This window comes from Halalkalicoccus sp. CGA53 (assembly GCF_036429475.1).
GTDB classification, from domain to species: domain Archaea; phylum Halobacteriota; class Halobacteria; order Halobacteriales; family Halalkalicoccaceae; genus Natronorarus; species Natronorarus salvus.
Genome location: NZ_CP144125.1, coordinates 1144332 through 1161859, shown reverse-complemented (window position 1 = coordinate 1161859; position 17528 = coordinate 1144332). Strand labels below are relative to the sequence as shown.

Below are 17528 nucleotides of genomic sequence, written 5' to 3'. Positions count from 1 at the left end.
GTAGCCGACGCCAGTAGGAGCCCCCATGGGTCTGTTCGACCGGTTGCGTGGCGACGACGCCCCGCGCGTCGCCTTCTTCGGTATCGACGGTGTGCCGTTCAGTCTGATCGAGGACGAACCGGGGACGTTTCCGAACCTGACGGCGCTCGCCGAGGCGGGCAGCGCGGGGGCGATCGACAGCATCGTCCCGCCGGAGTCGAGCGCCTGCTGGCCGTCGCTCACGACCGGCGTCAATCCCGGCGAGACGGGCGTCTACGGCTTTCAGGACCGCGAAGTCGGCTCCTACGAGACGTACGTCCCGATGGGCCGCGACGTGCAGGCGACCCGCGTCTGGGACCGGGTGACCGACGCCGGCCGCGACGCGACGGTGATGAACGTCCCCGTCACCTTCCCCCCGCAGCGGAACCTCCAGCGGATGGTCTCGGGTTTTCTCTCCCCGAGCGTCGAGAAGGCGGCGGTGCCCGCGGAGCTCGCGAAGACGCTCGCTGAGTACGACTACCGGATCGACGTCAACGCCCGCCTCGGCCACGAGAAGGACAAGACCGAGTTCATCGAGGACGCCCACGAGACGCTCGATGCCCGCTTCGCCTCGTTCAAACACTACGTCGCCGAGGACGACTGGGACCTCTTCTTCGGCGTCTTCATGACCACGGATAGAGTGAACCACTTCCTCTTCCGGGACTACGAGCGCGACGGCCGGTACAGGGAGGAGTTCCTCGAGTTCTACACGAAGCTGGATCAGTATCTCGGCGAGCTCAGGGAGCTGCTCGCCGAGGACGTGACGATGGTCGTCGCGAGCGACCACGGCTTCACCACCCTCGAGTACGAGGTCCACTTCAACCAGTGGCTCGCCGAGGAGGGCTGGCTCTCGTTCTCGGGCGAGGAACACGAAGAGCTCGGTGACATCGCCGACGAGACGAGAGCGTACTCGCTGATCCCGGGTCGGTTCTACATCAACTTGGAGGGCAGAGAGCCGCGGGGAGGCGTTCCGGAGGAGGAGTACGAGGCGACCCGTGACGAACTGAAAGAGGCGCTGCTCGCGCTCGAAGGTCCGAACGGGAAGCAGGTCTGTGAGCGCGTCGTCGAGAAGGAGAAGGCGTTCCGGGGTGCGCACGACGAGATCGCACCGGACCTGGTGGCAATCCCGGCCCACGGCTTCGACCTCAAATCGGGCTTTTCGGGCCACGGCGAGGTGTTCGACACCGGTCCGCGAAACGGGATGCACAGCTTCGACAACGCGACGCTGCTCGTCGACGACCCCGAGATCACCGTCGGCGAGGCGAACCTCTACGACATCGCGCCGACGCTGCTCGACCTGATGGAGATGGAGTACGACCGCGAGGGCTTCGACGGGGCGAGCCTCGTCAACTGACGAGGACGGGTGTCGTCTCGTATCGGTGATCGTCTGGACAGGTCGGCGAACACCGGTTACCTGGTACACCCGTCCTCGTGGGAAAGAACAACGCCTTTCGGCGGTCGCCCCCTCTCGCAGTCAATGCTCACCGACCAGACGGTCGATACGGAGGACCTCACCCCGGAGACGCTCAGAGAGCGCTACGAGCGCGAACTCGCCGGCGTAATCGAGGAGAGGGGGATCGCCACGGCGAGCGAGGGGACCGGCATCGAGGAGGCCCTGCTGGAGGCGCTCGTCGCCGGCGAGTCACCAGAGCTCGGTACGGAGGAAGCGGCGGCGATCCTCGCGCTCTCAGAGGGGGAGCCGAGCGCGGAGATCATCGAGGCAGAGATGCAGGATCGACTCCTGATGGGGATGACGACGGCGGTCCTCGACGTGGAGACGCTCGCGGCGAACCTGGAGCTCGACCTCGACGCGAAGGAGGTCCAGCAGAAGGTCGAGGGACGTGCGCCGACGAGCCTCGCGGAGTACGCCCACCTCCGGTACACGATCGAGGACAGAAAGCCGTAACACGGGACGCGGTCGCTGGAGGAGGGGTTTTGGCGGCTCGATCCGAACCGCGGACATGGAGATCGCGATACTCGGCTGTGGCTACGTGGGGATCGAACTGGGTCGACAGCTGACCGCCCGAGGACACGACGTCGTCGGGGTGCGCCGATCGAAGGAGGGTATCGACGTGATCGAGGAGGCCGGTTTCGACGGGGTGCGAGCGGACGTGACCGATCCGGAGTCACTCGCCTCCGTACCCGATTCCGACGCGCTCGTCTTCGCCGCCAGTTCGGGTGGACGGGGTGCCGACGCCGCCAGCGAGGTGTTCGTCGAGGGGCTACAGACCGCGGTCGGGCAGTTCGCGGGACGCGAACGAGCGCCCACCAGACTCGTCTACACCTCCAGCACGGGCGTCTACGGCGACCACGGGGGAGACTGGGTGGACGAGGAGACGCCCCTCGAACCGACGACGGAGAAGACGGGCGTACTCGCCGAGGCCGAGCGGATCGCGCTGGAGTCGCCGATTCCAGGTACAGTGACCCGGTTCGCCGGACTCTACGGCCCGGACCGGTACCGGTTAGAGCGCTACCTGGAGGGACCGGTCACGGAGGGCTACCTGAACATGGTCCACCGAGAGGACGCTGCCGGGGCGGTGCGCTACCTGCTCGAGGAGGGACTCGCGCGGGAGGAGGTCGTGCTCGTCGCCGACGACGAACCCGCGGACAAGTGGGCGTTCGCCGACTGGCTCGCCGAGCAGTGTGGCGTGGAGCCACCGGCGAAACGGACGAAGGAGGAGCGACTCGCCGAGGGAGATCTCTCCGAGGCCGCCCGGCGACGGCTCCTGACGAGCAAGCGCTGTTCGAACGCGAAGCTCCGCGACCTGGGCTACGAGCTCTCGTATCCGACCTATCGCGAGGGGTACAGGGAGGCGGTGCTCGCGTACACGTCCGGGGAGCGGTCTCGTTGCGGCGACGACGGCGCCCCGACCTCGTAGCCTTTTGCAGCCAGGGCCCGAACTCGAGTCATGGCGACGAAGGAGGCGACGTGGGCATACCGCGACCGGTTCGGCGAGGAGTTCGGTCGCACCTACTTCCGCCGGTTCGGCGACGGGGTGGTCTCCAGTATCGGCCTCGGGACCTACCTCGGCGAGCCGACCGACACGGTCGACGACCGGTACCGCGAGGCGATTCTCACGGCGCTCGAACGCGGCTGTAACGTGATCGACACGGCGATCAACTACCGCCACCAGCGTTCCGAGCGGGTCGTGGGCGAGGCGCTCGTCGAGAGCGAGGTGGAGAGAGAAGCGGTGCTCGTGGCGACGAAGGGCGGGTTCGTCCCGTTCGACGGCGAGCGGCCGTCGGACCCGGGAAGCTACGTGAAATCGGCGTACGTCGACAGCGGGATACTCGACGTCGACGACCTCGCGATGGGCGCCCACGCGCTCTCTCCCGACTACGTCGACGACCAGTTCGACCGCTCGAGGGAGAACCTCGACCTGGAGGTGATCGACCTCTACTACCTCCACAACCCCGAAACACAGCTCAGGGTCCGCTCGCGGACGGAGGTCTACGGCCAGCTAGAGAGAGCGTTCGAGCGGCTCGAAGAGCGCCGGGCAGCGGGCGAACTCCGGTACTACGGGGTGGCGACCTGGGAGGCGCTGCGCGTCCACGAGGAGCACGAGAGCTACCTCTCGTTACCCGAGATCGTCTCGCGGGCGCGGTCGGCGGCGAAGACGGTGGGGAACACCTCGACCGGTCTGAGAGCGATCCAGCTTCCGTTCAACGTTCACATGGCCGATGCGTTCACCGTCGAAGCCCACGAGGGACGGGACGGCACCGAGAGCGCACTCTGGTTCGCCCAGAACGCCGGCCTCTCCGTGTTCACGAGCACGAGCATCGGACAGGGCGAGCTCGCGGACGGGCTCCCGGAGGAGGTCACCTCGCTGCTCGCGGGCGGCTCCCCGGTCCAGCGGGCGATCAACTTCGCGCGGAGCGCCCCGGGCGTGACGAGCGCGCTGGTCGGAGCGAGTCGGGGAGAACACGTCGAGGAGAACGTCGCTGCCGGGCGGTTCGATCCGCTGGGAGCCGAGACGTTCGATTCGGTGTTCGAGTGATGGACGCGATCGAACGGCGGGCGACGGCGGCGTTCGCGGCCGGGACGACGACCGGTGTCGTCGCCGGAACGCTGGTAGGATACGCCCTCGGCGACCTGGCGCTGTGGCCGCTGCTCGGCCTGCTCTGTGGGACCGCCGCCGGCGTCGTCCTCGAGGCGTGGGCGACGCCCACGATGGACCGGTCGTCGAGGACGGGGTAACACGCAGGAGGGCAGCCCGGATCCGCGCCGACGGTGTGGACAAGAACCGGCGAGGTCCGTACGACGCGCTCGGCCACGCTTCCGAGGAGATAGCGTGCCAGTCCGGAGCGACCGTGCGTTCCGGTCACGACGAGGGCGACGTCGCTCTCCCCCGCGTACGCGAGGATCAATCCTGGTGTGGGATTCCCCGCCGAATCCGGCCGACGACGTCGACCCCGGCGTCGACCGCGAGCGCCTCGACCTCCTCGAACGACCGCTCGCCGCGTTCGCGACGCGCTTCGGGGACCGTTCCGGAGATCGTTTCGGCCTCGAACGACCGATCGTCGATCACGTGGACGACGTGCGAGGTCGCGTCGTACGTCGTCGCGAGGTCGACCGCGTGTGTCGTGGCGACCCTCGCGCCCTCGCTGCCGTCGGTCGGGAAGAGGATCGTCTCGTAGATGGAGCCCGTTGGACCGCCGCGGAGGAATACGTTACTGGGGCCACCCGACGGGGCTCAAACGAGGAGCCAGGCGACGCCCATCGCCCCGAGCGAGCAGAGCGCGTTCGCGGCGGCGTTGCCGATCGAAAGCCCCCACCGCCCCTCCTGCCAGAGCCGAACCGTCTCGTAGGAGAACGTCGAGAAGGTGGTGAACGCGCCACAGGCCCCGATCCCGAGGAAGAAGAAGGTGTCCGAGGCGGCGCCGCCGAAGACGACGAGACCGAAGACGAAACTGCCGACGACGTTCACGACGAGCGTTGGAACCGGGAGGTCCTGGTCGACGAGCAGCTGGTAGACGAGGTGTCTCAGGACGGCGCCGATCGCCCCGCCGGTTCCCAGGAGATACGCCTCCACTCAGATCGCCTCCAGCCGCCGGGCGACGGACTGACCGGCGAGCACCCCGAGAAAACCCAGGAGATAGCTCGCGCAGAGGTAGGCGAGCGCGAGCCGAGGCGCGCTCGTGAAGAGGTCGAAGACGAACATGCTGTAGGTAGTGAACGAGGAGAGAAAGCCCGTGCCGAAGACGGTGCCCGCCTGGTCCGAGAACGCCCCGCTGTAGATCGCCTCGTAGAGGAGGACGCCCAGCGCGAAGCTCCCGAGCACGTTCACGGCGAGCGTCGCCCCGAGCGTCGAGGGCACCGTCAGCTCGACGAAGTAGCGGAGGTTCGACCCGGCGAACCCGCCGATACCGATCATCAACACCGTCTCGATGCGCGCGAGGGGATGGACCTGCGACATGGCTCTCGAAATGGTCATCGGCCGGTCTCGGTACCGGGGCTGACTCCATCGCCAGTTGGCTCCCCGTACCGAGGGGGGCGGGATAACCGTTGTCACTCGCGCCGGCGCTCGCCCGGAAGGATGTCCCCGAGGGACGCCGACGGCCATCCCCGTGAAGCTCACGCTCATCTGACAGAGCGCGAGCCACTGATCGGCCCAGTCGACGCGCCCCAGAGCGTCATCATGAGCGTCGCGGTGACGAACGAGACGGCGAGTACGCCGACGAGCCGGCGAGGCAGCACGCCGAAGTAGGGATCGACGATCTCGACCCGCTGGAACCGAGCGACGTAGAGCAGGCCGACGACGAGCGCGAGGGCGAACCCGAGGTTCGCGAGGATAAAGGCCGGCGAGGCGGCCATGAAGGTCCCGATGTCGAGGACGCCGTCCTCGACGAGGAGCGGTAATCCGATGACGACGCTCCCGACGGACGCCTCCGCGACGTCGGGCGGGCCGAACGGGCGGATCCGCTGGCCGAAGACGCCACCATGGGGCAGTACGGGCGACGTGGATCGTCCGTCTCACCTGTTCGCGCTCCTCCGGTGAGTCGACGGCCCGTTCGAGTCGGTCGAGCTCCTCGAGGAGGTCGCCCGGCTCCGGCGGTGTTCGCGGGTCGTCCCGGCCGGTGTGGGTCGTACCCCGAGAGTGAGAAACGCGGGAGTAGGGCCTGCTGACCGGTCCCGTCACTCCCCCGCCGCCCGGACCTCGACCGCCACCTCGTTCGTCCGGAGGAACGGGAGCGTCCACGGCGGGTCGTACCGGAGAAGGACCGCCTCCCCGTGAGGTTCGACGCCCCACTCGTCGAGTGCCTCGCGCAGCCGGCGCTCTGCGTGTTCGACCCGGTCGTCGGTCGCGAACCACGAGAAGTCCGAGACGGCGAGCGTCCGGGACGGCTCGACGATCAGCCGAACGGCGGGATCGGTCGGGAGCGGCGCGTTCGCCGCGTCGTAGCTCGACGGGAGGTAGAAGGCCATCCGCACACCCTCCCCTCCCTCGTCCGTGCGGACCGGCGCGGTCATCGGGACGTCGACGCCTCCCGCCTCGCTACCGGTGCGGACCGGCGCCGTCATCGAGACCGTCTCGACCCCCTCGTTCTCGCCGCCGATGTACTCCGCGAGGCGTCGGAACGCCGCCGTCTCCGTCGGTGCCGTCGTCTCGACGAGCACGCACCGGGGGTAGCGCCGGAGCTCGACGTCGTCTCCCTCCTCGACAGTCTCGTACGGGACCCGCTCGGCCCGGCGGCTCTCGATCGTGCGCTTTCCGACCGTCGCGGCGAGGCCCACCCCTGCGAGCGCGAGGAGTCGCGTCCTGTTCTTCATTCGACCCCCTACGTTCGCCGAACGGATAAGTCGGGCCCGCGGCCGGCGGTCGGCCGCTAGAACTCACCGAGCGTCGTCTGGTCGCGCTTCAACGACCGGGCGTCGTAGCCCAGTTCCCGGGTCAGGTGGCTCGCGAAGGCGTCGGTCGACCCATGGTGCGTGTAGACCACCTCCGGGTCGACCGTCCGCACGACCGAGAGCAGCTCCTCGAAATCGCAGTGGTCCGAGAGCGCGAACGTGACGTCGTAGTCGCCCCGAAACTCGAACCCGGGGTTCGTCGCCCAGCCGGAGAAGCCGGCCTTGATCGCCCCCTCCTCGCGGAGTTTCTCGACGAACGAGAGTCTGCTCGTCTGCGTCGGGAGGACGAGCGCGTCACCCGGTTCCAAGGTCGTCTCCTCGCGGTAGCGCTCGGAGGCGAACTCGACGTCCGTGTGTGACTCGATCACCCGGTCGATCCGTGCGGTAGCCCGCGTCACGAACAGCCGATCCCGCTCCGAGCGCTCGACCAGTTTCTCGAGCTCCTGCGCCCGGCCGAGCGTGTAGCCGAAGAGCAGTACGGGCGCGTCCATCGTGTCCGAGAGCCAGTCCGTGATCTCGGCTTCGAGGTCGTCCTGCGGCGGGAAGACGTACGCCGGCTCGCCGTAGGTCGTCTCGATCACCAGTTCGTCCGCGTCTGGCGGTTCGAACCCTCGGAGGAAGAAGCGATCGCGCGTCGAGATGTCGCCCGTGTAGAGCGTCTTCCGACCACCCTCGTCGGTCACCAGGATCGACCGGGAACCGGCGACGTGGCCGGCGGGGACGAGATCGACCGCCGGGTGGGTCGTCCGGGAGATCCGACCCTCCTCCCGCCGGCGCACCTCCGCGAGGCCGGCGGTCAGCGCCGAGCAGAGCAGTTCCTCCGGACGCTCGCGGTAGAGGTGGTCGCCGTGGGCGTGGCTCAACGCGGCGATCCCAGTTGGAACGGTCGCGTCGCAGACGACCGTTTCGTTACCGAGGGGGATCTCGATCCCGTCGGTGTGTCTGACTGGCACCGCTATCCGGTGAGCGACGTACGGCTTTCACGCTTTCGAGCGAGGAGCGTGATCGAGGTCCCCTCTGGGGTGATCACCCCATCGAGAACCGGTAACTGGATCGCCGGGTAACCGACGTTCATGTCGTTCAGCGTCAGTTGGAAGACGCTCCTCGAGGGCCTCGACGGGCTCCCCGAGGGCGCTACGTTCCTTGCGTCGCTGTCGCACCGGCGGTTTCGCGTCGTCGACACGCAGGAACACCGGGTGGTAATCCGGTTCGAGGACTCGGGGGAGAAGCGACCGCTCCAGCGCGAGCAGTTCGAGACGCTCTATCACCGCGTTCGGGACGCCCGCGACGGGTTCGCCCTCGACAGGCTCCCGCCCGATGCCGATCCGTACCCCGCGGTACTGAGCCTGCACCCGCGGTTCGAGGTCGACGAGGAGGCGGGTGTCATCGTCGAGACGGAGGGGCCGACGTCGACCCGGCTGGTCGATGCGGCAGCCGAACCCGAGGAGCGAGAGCGGACCGAACCCGACGGTCTGGACGTCTACTCGGAGTCCCTCCTCCTCGTCGACGCGCTCGAACGCCACGACGTGACCGATCTGCAGGGCCTGGAGACGGAGACCCTCGTGGACCTCTACACGCTTCTCTCCGACGTACAACGGAACGCAGACGACTTCCGGCGGGAGGTGACCGACACGCTCCTCGCCAGGCTTCACCACGACCGACCCGTCCACGGACAGTACGGATCGGTCCGGCGGACGAGCCGCCGCAATCGGTCGCTCAAGGACGACGAGGTGCTCTCGATCCTGGAGGACGCCGGAATCGATCGCGAGCGGGTGACCGGCGTCGATCGCGAGAAGGTCGACGAAGCGCTCGAGGTGACGACCCTTCCGGAATCCGCCGTCTACGACGTCGACGAGCGCGAGTACGTCAGGAAGGCCGAGGTGGACGAGGAGGTCAAACGCTCGCGCCTTCAGGGGTTGAAGGACCGGCTCGCGACGAGCGAGGACGCCGAAGCGGAGACGCTCCGCCGGGAGATCGAGGAGCTAGAGCGGCGGATCGGCGACCTCACGAGCTTCCGCACGGGCGGGGAGATACGGGGTTGACGGCCTACCGGTTCCGCGTCAAGCTCGATCCGGATCCGACGTCGCTGTGGCGGGACGTCGTGATCGGCGGGGAGAGAACGGTCGACGAGTTCCAGGCGGCGTTCAACCGATCGGTCGGGCTCGGCCGGGACCACCTCTGGTTCGTCGGCGCGGGCGAGGAGTACTGGCGGAGCGACGTGAAGTACCAGTGTCCACTGGAGTTCGAGGAGCTACCCGGGGGATCGATACGCCCCGACGAGGAGGTGTACAACGCCGAGGAGACGACGATCGACGGAATGGTCGGACGGCCGGGGCTGGCAGAGCGCGACCGGATCTGCTACCTGTTCGATTACGGTGACGAGTGGCGGTTCTACGCGATACTGAAGGAGGTCCTCCGGGACGAGTCGGGGGACAGAGCGCCGGAGGTCGTGAAGGAGAAAGGAGACCCCGTCGAGCAGTATCACCCGCCGACTGGGAGGGGACGGCGCTCCCGGAACCGCTCGAATCGATCTTCCCGGACGGTCCAGTGCCGGTCGACGACCTCCGTGCGCTCGAGGAACGTGAGGACGTCGAACACGTCCTCGCCCTCAGAAGGACGGAATCCGGCGAGTCGGGCAGGGTGGCGATCCGGTTCGAAGACGCCGAATACCTGCTCGAACACCTCGACCACGGTTGGGACGTGGCAGCCGGGATCGAACGGGGCGAAGCGACGGAGGAAGCGGCGCTCGGTCGGCTCGTGGACGCGGTACGGGAGTGGCACGCCACCGTCGCTGACGCCACGAGCGTCGCGCGGGATTCGGGACTCGACGACCGCGGGCTCGAAGCGATGAACGCGGAGCTGGACCGGGAGCTCGAACGCCGAGGCTACGGGCACCTGTAATGGCCGTGGGGTCGGGATGCGGCGTCGTGTCGGCGGGTCGAGCACGTTCGCGTCACCCGGTTCCGCCTGTCGACCCCGACCGGCTACTGTCCCTCGTAGAGCGCCTCGACGCGCGAGAGCGTGTCGGCGTCCGCCGGCGCCAGGTCGTCGCGTCGGCGGAGGAAGCGAGGAAACCGCAGCGCGAACCCCGAGTCGTACTCCGGCGAGTTCTGGATCTCCTCGTACTCGATCTCGAGGACGAGTTCAGGCCGGAGCGACACCCGTCTCCCCTCGATGCCGGTGACGAGCGGTTCGAGGAGGGCGGTCAGTTCCGCGAGTTCCTCGTCGGTGTAGCCCGTCGAGAGGCGGCCGACCTCGGGATAGGTGTCGGTATCGGGGTCGTAACACCCGAGGAAGAGCCGGCCGAGGTAGTCGCTTCGCCGGCCCTCGCTCCACTGCGCGCGGGTCACCACCAGGTCCAGTGGCTCCATCGCCGGCTTCACTTTCACCATGTGACCGACCCGTCGGCCGGGCTGGTAGCTGGCCGCCGCGTTCTTCGCCATCACACCCTCGTGGCCCGCCGCGAGCGCCTCCTCGTAGAACTCGTGAGCGCGTTCTTCCTCATGCGATCGGAGTCGTTCGGCGTGTTCGATCCCCTCGCGGTCGGAGAGAAGCGGATCGAGCCGGGAGAGACGCTCCGAAAGCGGTTCGTCGAGCAGCGATCTCCCCTCACAGAAGAGCAGGTCGAAGACGTGGAGCGTCGTAGGAACCTCCTCTGAAAGCTCCTCCACGTCGTACTTCCGGCGGACGCGCCGGGAGAGCTGCTGAAACGCCACCGGTCTCTCCGTCTCTCGGTCGTAGCCCACGAGTTCGGCGTCGAGTAGCGCCGACTCCGCCGAGACCGACTGCTCGACCGCCGAAACCGCTTCCGGAAACGCCGCCGTGATCTCCTCTAGCCGTCGGGTGAAGACCCTGACCTCCTCGCCCCGTTTGTGGATCTGCACCCGGATCCCGTCGTACTTGTACTCCCAGAGTACCGCCTCACCCTCCCCCGCGACGTCACGGATCGCCTCGGCGATCCCCTCCGACTTCTCCGCGAGCATCAGGTCGATCGGCCGGAAGAGCTCGATCGAGAGCTCTCGGAGCCCCTCCCGTCCCCCATTCCGGGCTGTCTCGGCGACGATCCGGTAGTCGCTCGTGAGCTGGTAGGCGCGCTCGATCGCCGCCCGATCAGCCTCCTCCCCATCCAAGAAAGCCTCGGCGAGCGCGTCGCGGATCGTCCCGGAACCGACGCCAACGCGGAGGTGGCCGAGGACGGTTCGGACGAGGTAGCGTGCCTCCTCCGGATCGGCGTCCGAGAGCAGCCGGGAGACGGCGTCGATCCGTCGCCCCTGACTGCCCTCGCCCCTGTAGCCCGCGATACCCTCGAGAGTGGCGTGGACCGTCTCGACGTCGAGGGTCGTGGGAACGAGCGCCTGCTGGGTTCGCTCAGAGACCGCCCACGCCGCGGCGTCGCCCAGGTCGCCGGTCTCGCGCCAGGCGTCCTCGATCTCTCCCTCACCGATCCCGGTCGCCTTCGATATCGCCTCGCGGGTCAGCTTCGATGAAATGCCGAGTTCCGCCGATTCGCGGGCGGGGAACGCCTCGCCGCGACAGAGCGTGACCAGCAGGGGGAGGTGCGTCTCGTCCGCCTCGGCGAACACGTCGGCGAGGATCGCCGTCTTCTCCAGGTTCGAGTCGGTCGCATCGAGCTCTCGATACAGCTCCACGAGGGCGGCGTACTCCATTCGAGGGTGCTACGGACCCGGGAGGCAAATGGAGCCCGGTGGCGAGTGCGATCCCCGGAGCTCACCGGGGGAGGAGCACCGAGCGGGCGTCCACGATCACGGAGCAGAGGACGACGAGCACGAGTACGACGAGCCCCGGTTCGAGGGCTGCCGGCGTCAGCGCGAAGAGCGCGACCATCGGAAGGAAGCTCGATAGACAGTAGGCGAAACGGGCGAGGCGTGCTCGGCGCGAGCCGGCAGAGAGGTACGGGAGCGCGACGAGTGCGGCGACGCTCAGCACCAGCGCGGTCAGCGCGTTCGCCACGAACGACCCGGTGACGAGCTCGGCGAGGACTGCGGTGTACGCGGCGAGCAGGAGCGAACACGAGAGGACCACAGCCCGAGTGAAGAGCGCCCGGTAGCCGGTGCCCGTCCCGAGTTTGCGGTTCGTGAGGACCGGCCACCGACGGCCCACGGCGAGGTGACCGCCCCGAAAGAGCGGGAGGAAGAACGTCAACGTGAGCACCGAGACGACGGCCGCGGTTCCGACTTCGATCGCGTAGACGGGCGTGGCCGCGAGGACGAACAGCACCGGGAGCGTGAAGATCGTGACCTGGGCGAAGCCGCCCTGGATCAGGTCGACGAAGAAGTCGTAGACCGACTCGTGATGGTGAGGGGCGTCGCCCGTTCGGCGGTCGCCCGTCGCGTAGACCGGGCCGGAGCGCCGTCGTGACTCGCTCATGGCCAACGTTCCGGAGCGATACGGATAGCCCTTCGGGACCCCGCTCTAGCCGATCGCCCGCCAGCGCCGGCCACAGTCGTCACAGCGTCGGACCGTGCCGATCTCGCCCGGATCGTTTCGCGTCGAGAGCGCGCGCTCGCAGGCGGCGCACTCGAGGCGGTCGTAGGTGTCCTTCCCGAGGTCGCCGTCGCGTAACGCCTTTCTGACGGATTTCACGGAACGGCGATTGGCGTTCAGCCGGTAAAAGCTCTCCGGCTACCCGATACGTTTCGTCCCGATCCGGGCACCCGGTCGGACCCGAGACCGGTCTCCGACGCGGAGCGTCAGTTTCAGAGTGAGAACAGTGGCGCCGGGTTTATGCGATCTGCACCTGCAGTGGCCGGTATGTCGTTTCGCTTTCGGACGGTTCTCGTCGGCGGCGCGCGGATCGCGGCGAGCCGGAACGGGCTCGTGCTGATGGCGCTGTTCGCGGCCGTGCAGCTGTTCTCGATGTTGCTCGTCTACAGCGCCGGGCAGGTCTACGTCCCGATCGGCGACGGTCTGGTGGGTGCGGAGGGTGCCCCGGAACCCGGCGAACAGCTCCCGTTCGCGGTCGGTGCGGTCGCGACGGCGCTCGCGACCCTCCTGACGAGCCTGCTCGCGATCCCCGTCTCGATCGTCGCGGTCCGGACGTTCGTCGGCGGCGAGCGCGATCGGATCCCCGATCCCTACGTCTTCCGGCGGATCGGCCGGGCGACGCTCAGCGCGCTCGTCGCCGACGTCGTCGTCTTCGTCCTCTACGCCGTCGCGTTCGCCCTCCCGTTCGTCCCGCTCTACTGGCTGCTGGGCGAACTGACCGGCCTCGCGCTCGTCGGGGTGGTCCTGTCGATGGTCCTCGTGGGGCTCGTCCTCGCCGTCTTCCTCGTCGTCAGCCTCCTCTTCGTCACCTACGAGATCGCCGTCCGCGACGCGCGGGCGCTCGCCTCACTCCGCGATAGCTGGCGACTGGCCCGGGGTCACCGCCTCCGGCTGTTCGCGCTCGCGGTCGTGATCTGGGCGATGCAGGCCGGGATCACGGCACCGACGCTCGTCCTCCCGGGCGAACTCCTCCCGACGCTCGCGATGGTCCCGCTCGCCTCGCTCGCGGCGATGATCGCGCTCGCGGTCTACGCACGGGCCTACGTCGAGCTCAGAGGGGATCCGACGGGGCTGGGAGAGCGCCTCAACCCGTGACGGAGAACGCGAGGGGCCAAGTCGGTCGGGTTTCGTCGGAACCACGAGAGGGTGATTCCGGATCGGAGAGCGATTCTCCGGATCGGAAAACCTCCCTCGGGTTTAGGTCCGCGGGTCGAGAGGGGAGAGCCGTGAGTGAGGAGCCGCCGCCGGACGAGCTGTTCGCGCTGCTCGACGACGAGTACGCACGAGCGATCCTCACGGAGGCGAGCGAGCAAGCGATGTCAGCGAAAGCCCTGAGCGAGGCGTGTGACGCCTCGCTCCCGACGATCTACCGGCGTATCGACCGCCTGATCGAGTGTGGCCTCGTCGAGGAGTACACCCGGATCGGCGAGGAGGGGAGACATTACGGCGTCTACGAGGCCACCCTCCGTCGGGTCACGGTCGAACTCGTAGAGGGCGAACTCGCAGTCGGTGTCGAGGTCGACGAGGAGGACCCGGCCGACCGCTTCGCCCGGCTGTGGGAGGGGGTCAGATGAACGACCTCCTCGGTCCGGCGGGGGCGTACCTCCTCTTGCTCGCCGTGACGCTGCTCGCGATGGCGATGGGCTTTCTCATCGTCTTCCAGGCCTACCGCGGCTACCGACGTGCAGAGAGTCGACCGATGCTCTACCTCGCGGCCGGCCTCGCGCTCGTCACCATCGCCCCCTTCGTGCTCTCGCTCGCCGCCGCCTCGGTCGGCGACGCCGTCGGCTTCACCCCCTTCACCTACACGTACACGCTCCCGATCGTCAGTCGACTGATCGAGGTCGTCGGTCTCGCCTGTATCCTCTACTCGCTCTACATGCGGGGCTGACTGGGGTTCCGGGCCCGAGAACGACCGACGAAACGAGCGTCGGGAACCGACGAGCACCGCCTCGACCGTTCGATCCCGGTTCGCGCCCGGACGTACACGAACGTTCGGGCGGGAGGGCTACGATTCGAAAGGGTTGAACCCACGAACCCGTTCTCTCCGGAGGTGACACGGAGAGGCGTCTTCGGCTCGCTCTGTGCGATGGTCTTCCTCGTGAACCTCGCGAGGGTGGTCTTCGCGCCGCTGGTCGAGCCGCTACAGGACGCCTTCGGAGTCGGTCCGGCCACGGTCGGCTTGATCGTCACGCTCGTCTGGGTCGGGAGCGCCATCCCCCGGATTCCGACGGGTTACCTGCTGACGATCTACCCCCGGCACACGATGGTGCTCGCGACAGGCGTGATGCTCACCCTCTCGTCGGTCGTCGCGACGCTCGCGAATTCGATCGCCACGCTCGCGATCGGCGCGGTTCTACTGGGAACCGCGAGCGGGGCGTACTTCGTCGCTGCACACCCGCTGATCGCGGAGCTGTACACGGAACGGGTGGGTCGGGCGCTCGGTATCCACGGCACCGCCGCACAGCTCTCGGCGGTGATCGCCGCGCCGATGGTCTCGCTCGCGCTGTTCGTCTCCTGGCGGCTCGTGTTCGTCGCCATCGGTCTCGGCGCGCTCGCCTCGACGGTCTACTTCACCCTCATGGCCCGCCGAACGGAGTTCCCCGCGGCGAGCGGCGCGGACCGGGACTTCCTGGGAGCGATCCGTGCGGAGTGGTCGCTGATCGTCCTCGGGGTGGTGGTCTTCGGCGCGACGAGCTTCGTCTGGCAGGGGCTGTTCAACTTCTACCCCTCGTACATGGAGGCCCGTGGGTTCACGCCAGGAACGGCGAGAAACCTCCTCACGGTCGTCTTCGCCGCCGGCGTTCCCGCCTTCTGGGTGAGCGGGATCCTCGTCGACCGCGTCCCGAGCGTGCCCTACCTCGCCGGTATCATCGGCACGTTCATCGGGAGCGTCCTGCTTCTCACCGTCACCGAGAGCCTCCTCGGTATCATCGTCGTGAGCGCGCTCGTCGGCTACGTCATCCACAGCCTCTACCCCGCCGCAGACGCGGTGTTGCTCTCGGCGTTCCCCGACGAGCACCGTGGCGGTGCGTACGCGATGTTCAGCGGCGGGATGATGCTCGGTCAGTCGCTCGGGAGCTGGCTCGTCGGCGAACTCGTCGAACGGGGGTTCGCCTACGACGCGGTCTTCCAGGGCCTCGCCGTCTCGCTCGCGATGCTCGTGGTCACGGTCGGGGGGTTGCTCGCGACCGACCGGATCGGTCCGCGGTGAGGTCTGGAAACCCGACGCCGGTGTCGACCGATTTCGGCAGTCGGCCGCTCGTTCACGGTCGCTCGTCCGGTCGGACCCGGAGACGGCGGGGCCGTGAGAGCGTACGGTGATCGGGGTGCAGCGGCAGGCATCGTCGGTAAGCGGGAGCGGGCGCTCCTCTGTAGACGATGTCGGACGAACTCACCGGTACGAACGTCGCGGTCTTCATCGCTCCGAGAGGCACCGAGGAGGTCGAGTTCACCGATCCCAAGGAAGCCGTTGAGGACGCAGGCGCCAGCGTCGAGGTCGTCGGCGTCGAGACCGGCGAGGTCGACGCCGTGAACGACGACCTCGAACCGGGCGAGACCTTCGAGGTCGAAAAGAGCGTCTCCGAGGCCTCTCCCGACGACTACGACGGTCTGATCGTCCCGGGCGGCACCGTCGGGGCCGACGAACTCCGCACGGACGAGGACGCGGTGAGTTTCGTCCGGGAGTTCGCGGAGGAGAGAAAGCCCTTCGGCGTGATCTGTCACGGGCCGTGGATGCTGGTCGAAGCGGACGTGCTCGAGGGACGGACGGTTACCTCCTATCCGAGCCTCCGGACCGATATCCGAAACGCCGGCGGCGAGTGGGTCGACGAGGAGGTGGTCGTCGACGAGGGGTTAGTCACCAGCCGCAACCCGGGCGACCTGCCCGCCTTCTGTGAGAAAGTCGTCGAGGAGATCGAGGAAGGACGTCACTGACGGACCGGGGCGGGTGGGACTCCGGCCGCGAGCGGCTGGAGTATAGCGGTCCTTTTGTCCGCTCGGTCGAAGGGAGGGGTGATGGAGTACGTCCAGGAGCGGATCGCGACGCTGCACGACCTCACCGATCCGGTCCCCGACGCCCCGCTCTCCGATTCCGCGGTGATCGTCCCGATGGCGAGCCGCGAGGGGGGATCGGCCGCCGCCGACCGAACGCTCGCGATCCTCTCCGAGGTCTCCCCCGGTGAGGTGATCGTTCCCCTGCGCGCCCCGGAGGCGGCGGTGGCCGAAATCGACCGGTGGCTCTCCGGGTTCGATCTCCCGCTCATCACCCTCTGGTGCAACGGCCCCCGACTCACCGATCTGCTCTCGGAGGAGGGCCTCGACGGTCAGGGTGGGAAGGGAACGGACCTCTGGCTCGCCCTCGGGACCGCGGCGGAGCGAGGCGAGTACGTCGCCGTCCACGACTCGGACACGACGAGCTACACCGCGGCACACGTCCCGCGACTGCTCGCGCCGCTCTCGACCTACGGGTTCACGAAGGGCTACTACGCCCGGTTCGAGGACGAACGGCTCTACGGACGCCTCGTCCGGCTGTTCGTCGTCCCGCTGCTCCGGGCGCTCTCGGAAGAGCACGACGCGGCGATCCTCGAGTACCTCTCGGCGTTCCGCTACGCGCTCTCGGGGGAGGTGGGGATGCGCGCGGAGGTGGCGAGAGCGATCCGCGCCGATCCGGGCTGGGGGTTCGAAGCCGGGACGCTCGGGGAGGCGTTCTCGGTGGTGGGAAGCGAGGGGACGGCACAGGTCGACCTCGGAACCCACGAGCACGAACACCGCTCCGTGGGCGGCGATTCGGGGCTGGAAGCGATGGCCGAATCCGTGGGCGAGGCGCTCTGTCGCGCGATCGAGGACGGAGGCGTCGAACCGGACTACGGGCGACTCCCGGAACGGTACCGCGAGCACGCCGAGGGGCTGATCCGGTCCTACGCCGCCGACGCAGCGTTCAACGGGCTCGACTACGACGCGGAGGTCGAACGGGAGCAGGTCGAGCGGTACGCAGGAGCGATCGCCCCACCGTGTGCCGATCCCCGGCTGCCCGCGTGGGAGGACGCGCCGATCCACCCGGAGGAGGTGCTCGCCGCGGCGGCCGCCGACCTCGACGCGGTGAGGTAGGGGTGGTCGGGGGAGCGGAGAACGCAACGCTCATCGGCGCGCCGCG

At 68.3% G+C, this 17528-nt stretch carries 23 protein-coding genes; 14 read left to right on the top strand and 9 right to left on the bottom strand.

The window, feature by feature from the left end; translation table 11 throughout:
* Nucleotides 1-25 precede the first annotated feature (25 nt).
* The 5 genes from V2L32_RS07345 to V2L32_RS07325 all read left to right on the top strand — a co-directional run bounded on the left by V2L32_RS07345 (nt 26) and on the right by V2L32_RS07325 (nt 4216).
* Nucleotides 26-1372, top strand: coding sequence for an alkaline phosphatase family protein (locus tag V2L32_RS07345; RefSeq protein ID WP_331235829.1), 1347 nt, complete (start codon nt 26-28; stop codon nt 1370-1372).
* A gap of 123 nt (nt 1373-1495) precedes the next feature.
* Complete coding sequence (locus V2L32_RS07340; protein WP_331235828.1) at nt 1496-1924, top strand: DUF5791 family protein; 429 nt, start codon at nt 1496-1498, stop codon at nt 1922-1924.
* Nucleotides 1925-1979: 55 nt separating this feature from the next.
* Nucleotides 1980-2897, top strand: a complete 918-nt coding sequence (locus V2L32_RS07335; RefSeq protein ID WP_331235827.1) for an SDR family oxidoreductase — start codon at nt 1980-1982, stop codon at nt 2895-2897.
* A gap of 30 nt (nt 2898-2927) precedes the next feature.
* Complete coding sequence (locus tag V2L32_RS07330) at nt 2928-4016, top strand: aldo/keto reductase (RefSeq protein ID WP_331235826.1); 1089 nt, start codon at nt 2928-2930, stop codon at nt 4014-4016.
* Nucleotides 4016-4216 (top strand): hypothetical protein, encoded by a 201-nt coding sequence (locus V2L32_RS07325; protein ID WP_331236659.1) that lies wholly within the window; start codon nt 4016-4018, stop codon nt 4214-4216. The genes V2L32_RS07330 and V2L32_RS07325 overlap by 1 nt, the downstream gene beginning before the upstream one ends.
* A 166-nt stretch (nt 4217-4382) precedes the next feature.
* Here the strand turns inward: V2L32_RS07325 and V2L32_RS07320 are convergent, their stop codons facing one another.
* From V2L32_RS07320 to V2L32_RS07305, 4 genes are all read right to left on the bottom strand, one after another.
* On the bottom strand, nt 4383-4646 hold the full coding sequence (locus V2L32_RS07320; RefSeq protein WP_331236592.1) for a universal stress protein: 264 nt from the start codon (nt 4644-4646) through the stop codon (nt 4383-4385).
* A 66-nt stretch (nt 4647-4712) separates the two neighbouring features.
* Nucleotides 4713-5051 (bottom strand): fluoride efflux transporter FluC, encoded by a 339-nt coding sequence (locus V2L32_RS07315; RefSeq protein WP_331235825.1) that lies wholly within the window; start codon nt 5049-5051, stop codon nt 4713-4715.
* Nucleotides 5052-5435 carry a fluoride efflux transporter FluC gene (locus V2L32_RS07310; RefSeq protein WP_331236591.1) on the bottom strand — a complete coding sequence of 128 codons (384 nt, stop codon included), beginning with the start codon at nt 5433-5435 and terminating at the stop codon, nt 5052-5054.
* 164 nt (nt 5436-5599) lie between these two features.
* Nucleotides 5600-5833: a hypothetical protein gene (locus tag V2L32_RS07305; protein ID WP_331235824.1), complete on the bottom strand. Its 234-nt coding sequence runs from the start codon at nt 5831-5833 to the stop codon at nt 5600-5602.
* Between the two features lie 49 nt (nt 5834-5882).
* Between V2L32_RS07305 and V2L32_RS07300 the strand changes: the two genes are divergently transcribed.
* Complete coding sequence (locus V2L32_RS07300; protein WP_331235823.1) at nt 5883-6017, top strand: hypothetical protein; 135 nt, start codon at nt 5883-5885, stop codon at nt 6015-6017.
* A gap of 137 nt (nt 6018-6154) precedes the next feature.
* Here the strand turns inward: V2L32_RS07300 and V2L32_RS07295 are convergent, their stop codons facing one another.
* Both V2L32_RS07295 and V2L32_RS07290 read right to left on the bottom strand, forming a co-directional pair.
* Complete coding sequence (locus V2L32_RS07295) at nt 6155-6790, bottom strand: SOUL family heme-binding protein (protein WP_331235822.1); 636 nt, start codon at nt 6788-6790, stop codon at nt 6155-6157.
* Nucleotides 6791-6846: 56 nt separating this feature from the next.
* Nucleotides 6847-7821 (bottom strand): MBL fold metallo-hydrolase RNA specificity domain-containing protein, encoded by a 975-nt coding sequence (locus V2L32_RS07290; RefSeq protein ID WP_331235821.1) that lies wholly within the window; start codon nt 7819-7821, stop codon nt 6847-6849.
* A gap of 120 nt (nt 7822-7941) precedes the next feature.
* Between V2L32_RS07290 and V2L32_RS07285 the strand changes: the two genes are divergently transcribed.
* On the top strand, nt 7942-8910 hold the full coding sequence (locus V2L32_RS07285; protein WP_331235820.1) for a hypothetical protein: 969 nt from the start codon (nt 7942-7944) through the stop codon (nt 8908-8910).
* Nucleotides 8907-9719: an IS1096 element passenger TnpR family protein gene (locus V2L32_RS07280; protein ID WP_331235819.1), complete on the top strand. Its 813-nt coding sequence runs from the start codon at nt 8907-8909 to the stop codon at nt 9717-9719. The genes V2L32_RS07285 and V2L32_RS07280 overlap by 4 nt, the downstream gene beginning before the upstream one ends.
* 133 nt (nt 9720-9852) lie before the next feature.
* On the opposite strand, the gene V2L32_RS07275 is transcribed toward V2L32_RS07280, so the two are convergent.
* The 3 genes from V2L32_RS07275 to V2L32_RS07265 form a co-directional block, all read right to left on the bottom strand.
* A complete protein-coding gene (locus tag V2L32_RS07275) occupies nt 9853-11535 on the bottom strand; it encodes an ATP-dependent DNA ligase (RefSeq protein WP_331235818.1) in 1683 nt (560 codons plus the stop codon).
* 61 nt (nt 11536-11596) lie between these two features.
* Nucleotides 11597-12256 carry a hypothetical protein gene (locus V2L32_RS07270; RefSeq protein WP_331235817.1) on the bottom strand — a complete coding sequence of 220 codons (660 nt, stop codon included), beginning with the start codon at nt 12254-12256 and terminating at the stop codon, nt 11597-11599.
* Nucleotides 12257-12301: 45 nt separating this feature from the next.
* The gene (locus V2L32_RS07265) at nt 12302-12472 is read right to left on the bottom strand and encodes an HVO_0758 family zinc finger protein (protein WP_331235816.1); all 171 of its coding nucleotides are present in this window, start codon (nt 12470-12472) and stop codon (nt 12302-12304) included.
* 168 nt (nt 12473-12640) lie between these two features.
* Between V2L32_RS07265 and V2L32_RS07260 the strand changes: the two genes are divergently transcribed.
* The 6 genes from V2L32_RS07260 (at nt 12641) to V2L32_RS07235 (ending at nt 17482) form a co-directional block, all read left to right on the top strand.
* Complete coding sequence (locus tag V2L32_RS07260; RefSeq protein WP_331235815.1) at nt 12641-13468, top strand: hypothetical protein; 828 nt, start codon at nt 12641-12643, stop codon at nt 13466-13468.
* A gap of 131 nt (nt 13469-13599) precedes the next feature.
* Nucleotides 13600-13947: a winged helix-turn-helix domain-containing protein gene (locus tag V2L32_RS07255; protein ID WP_331235814.1), complete on the top strand. Its 348-nt coding sequence runs from the start codon at nt 13600-13602 to the stop codon at nt 13945-13947.
* Nucleotides 13944-14264, top strand: a complete 321-nt coding sequence (locus tag V2L32_RS07250) for a DUF7521 family protein (RefSeq protein WP_331235813.1) — start codon at nt 13944-13946, stop codon at nt 14262-14264. Before V2L32_RS07255 ends, V2L32_RS07250 begins: the two co-directional genes overlap by 4 nt.
* A 162-nt stretch (nt 14265-14426) precedes the next feature.
* Nucleotides 14427-15587 (top strand): MFS transporter, encoded by a 1161-nt coding sequence (locus V2L32_RS07245; protein WP_331235812.1) that lies wholly within the window; start codon nt 14427-14429, stop codon nt 15585-15587.
* Between the two features lie 167 nt (nt 15588-15754).
* Complete coding sequence (locus V2L32_RS07240; RefSeq protein WP_331235811.1) at nt 15755-16309, top strand: type 1 glutamine amidotransferase domain-containing protein; 555 nt, start codon at nt 15755-15757, stop codon at nt 16307-16309.
* A gap of 81 nt (nt 16310-16390) precedes the next feature.
* A complete protein-coding gene (locus V2L32_RS07235) occupies nt 16391-17482 on the top strand; it encodes a glycosyltransferase family protein (RefSeq protein ID WP_331235810.1) in 1092 nt (363 codons plus the stop codon).
* Nucleotides 17483-17528: the final 46 nt, after the last annotated feature.

Bases quoted from the DNA above. Each gene is read 5' to 3' on its own strand.
- V2L32_RS07275 (WP_331235818.1), bottom strand. From the start codon at position 11,535: ATGGAGTACGCCGCCCTCGTGGAGCTGTATCGAGAGCTCGATGCGACC.
- V2L32_RS07305 (WP_331235824.1), bottom strand. From the start codon at position 5,833: ATGGCCGCCTCGCCGGCCTTTATCCTCGCGAACCTCGGGTTCGCCCTC.
- V2L32_RS07325 (WP_331236659.1), top strand. From the start codon at position 4,016: ATGGACGCGATCGAACGGCGGGCGACGGCGGCGTTCGCGGCCGGGACG.
- V2L32_RS07240 (WP_331235811.1), top strand. From the start codon at position 15,755: ATGTCGGACGAACTCACCGGTACGAACGTCGCGGTCTTCATCGCTCCG.
- V2L32_RS07345 (WP_331235829.1), top strand. From the start codon at position 26: ATGGGTCTGTTCGACCGGTTGCGTGGCGACGACGCCCCGCGCGTCGCC.
- V2L32_RS07260 (WP_331235815.1), top strand. From the start codon at position 12,641: ATGTCGTTTCGCTTTCGGACGGTTCTCGTCGGCGGCGCGCGGATCGCG.
- V2L32_RS07335 (WP_331235827.1), top strand. From the start codon at position 1,980: ATGGAGATCGCGATACTCGGCTGTGGCTACGTGGGGATCGAACTGGGT.
- V2L32_RS07250 (WP_331235813.1), top strand. From the start codon at position 13,944: ATGAACGACCTCCTCGGTCCGGCGGGGGCGTACCTCCTCTTGCTCGCC.
- V2L32_RS07285 (WP_331235820.1), top strand. From the start codon at position 7,942: ATGTCGTTCAGCGTCAGTTGGAAGACGCTCCTCGAGGGCCTCGACGGG.
- V2L32_RS07270 (WP_331235817.1), bottom strand. From the start codon at position 12,256: ATGAGCGAGTCACGACGGCGCTCCGGCCCGGTCTACGCGACGGGCGAC.
- V2L32_RS07295 (WP_331235822.1), bottom strand. From the start codon at position 6,790: ATGAAGAACAGGACGCGACTCCTCGCGCTCGCAGGGGTGGGCCTCGCC.
- V2L32_RS07235 (WP_331235810.1), top strand. From the start codon at position 16,391: ATGGAGTACGTCCAGGAGCGGATCGCGACGCTGCACGACCTCACCGAT.
- V2L32_RS07340 (WP_331235828.1), top strand. From the start codon at position 1,496: ATGCTCACCGACCAGACGGTCGATACGGAGGACCTCACCCCGGAGACG.
- V2L32_RS07300 (WP_331235823.1), top strand. From the start codon at position 5,883: ATGACGACGCTCCCGACGGACGCCTCCGCGACGTCGGGCGGGCCGAAC.
- V2L32_RS07330 (WP_331235826.1), top strand. From the start codon at position 2,928: ATGGCGACGAAGGAGGCGACGTGGGCATACCGCGACCGGTTCGGCGAG.
- V2L32_RS07310 (WP_331236591.1), bottom strand. From the start codon at position 5,435: ATGTCGCAGGTCCATCCCCTCGCGCGCATCGAGACGGTGTTGATGATC.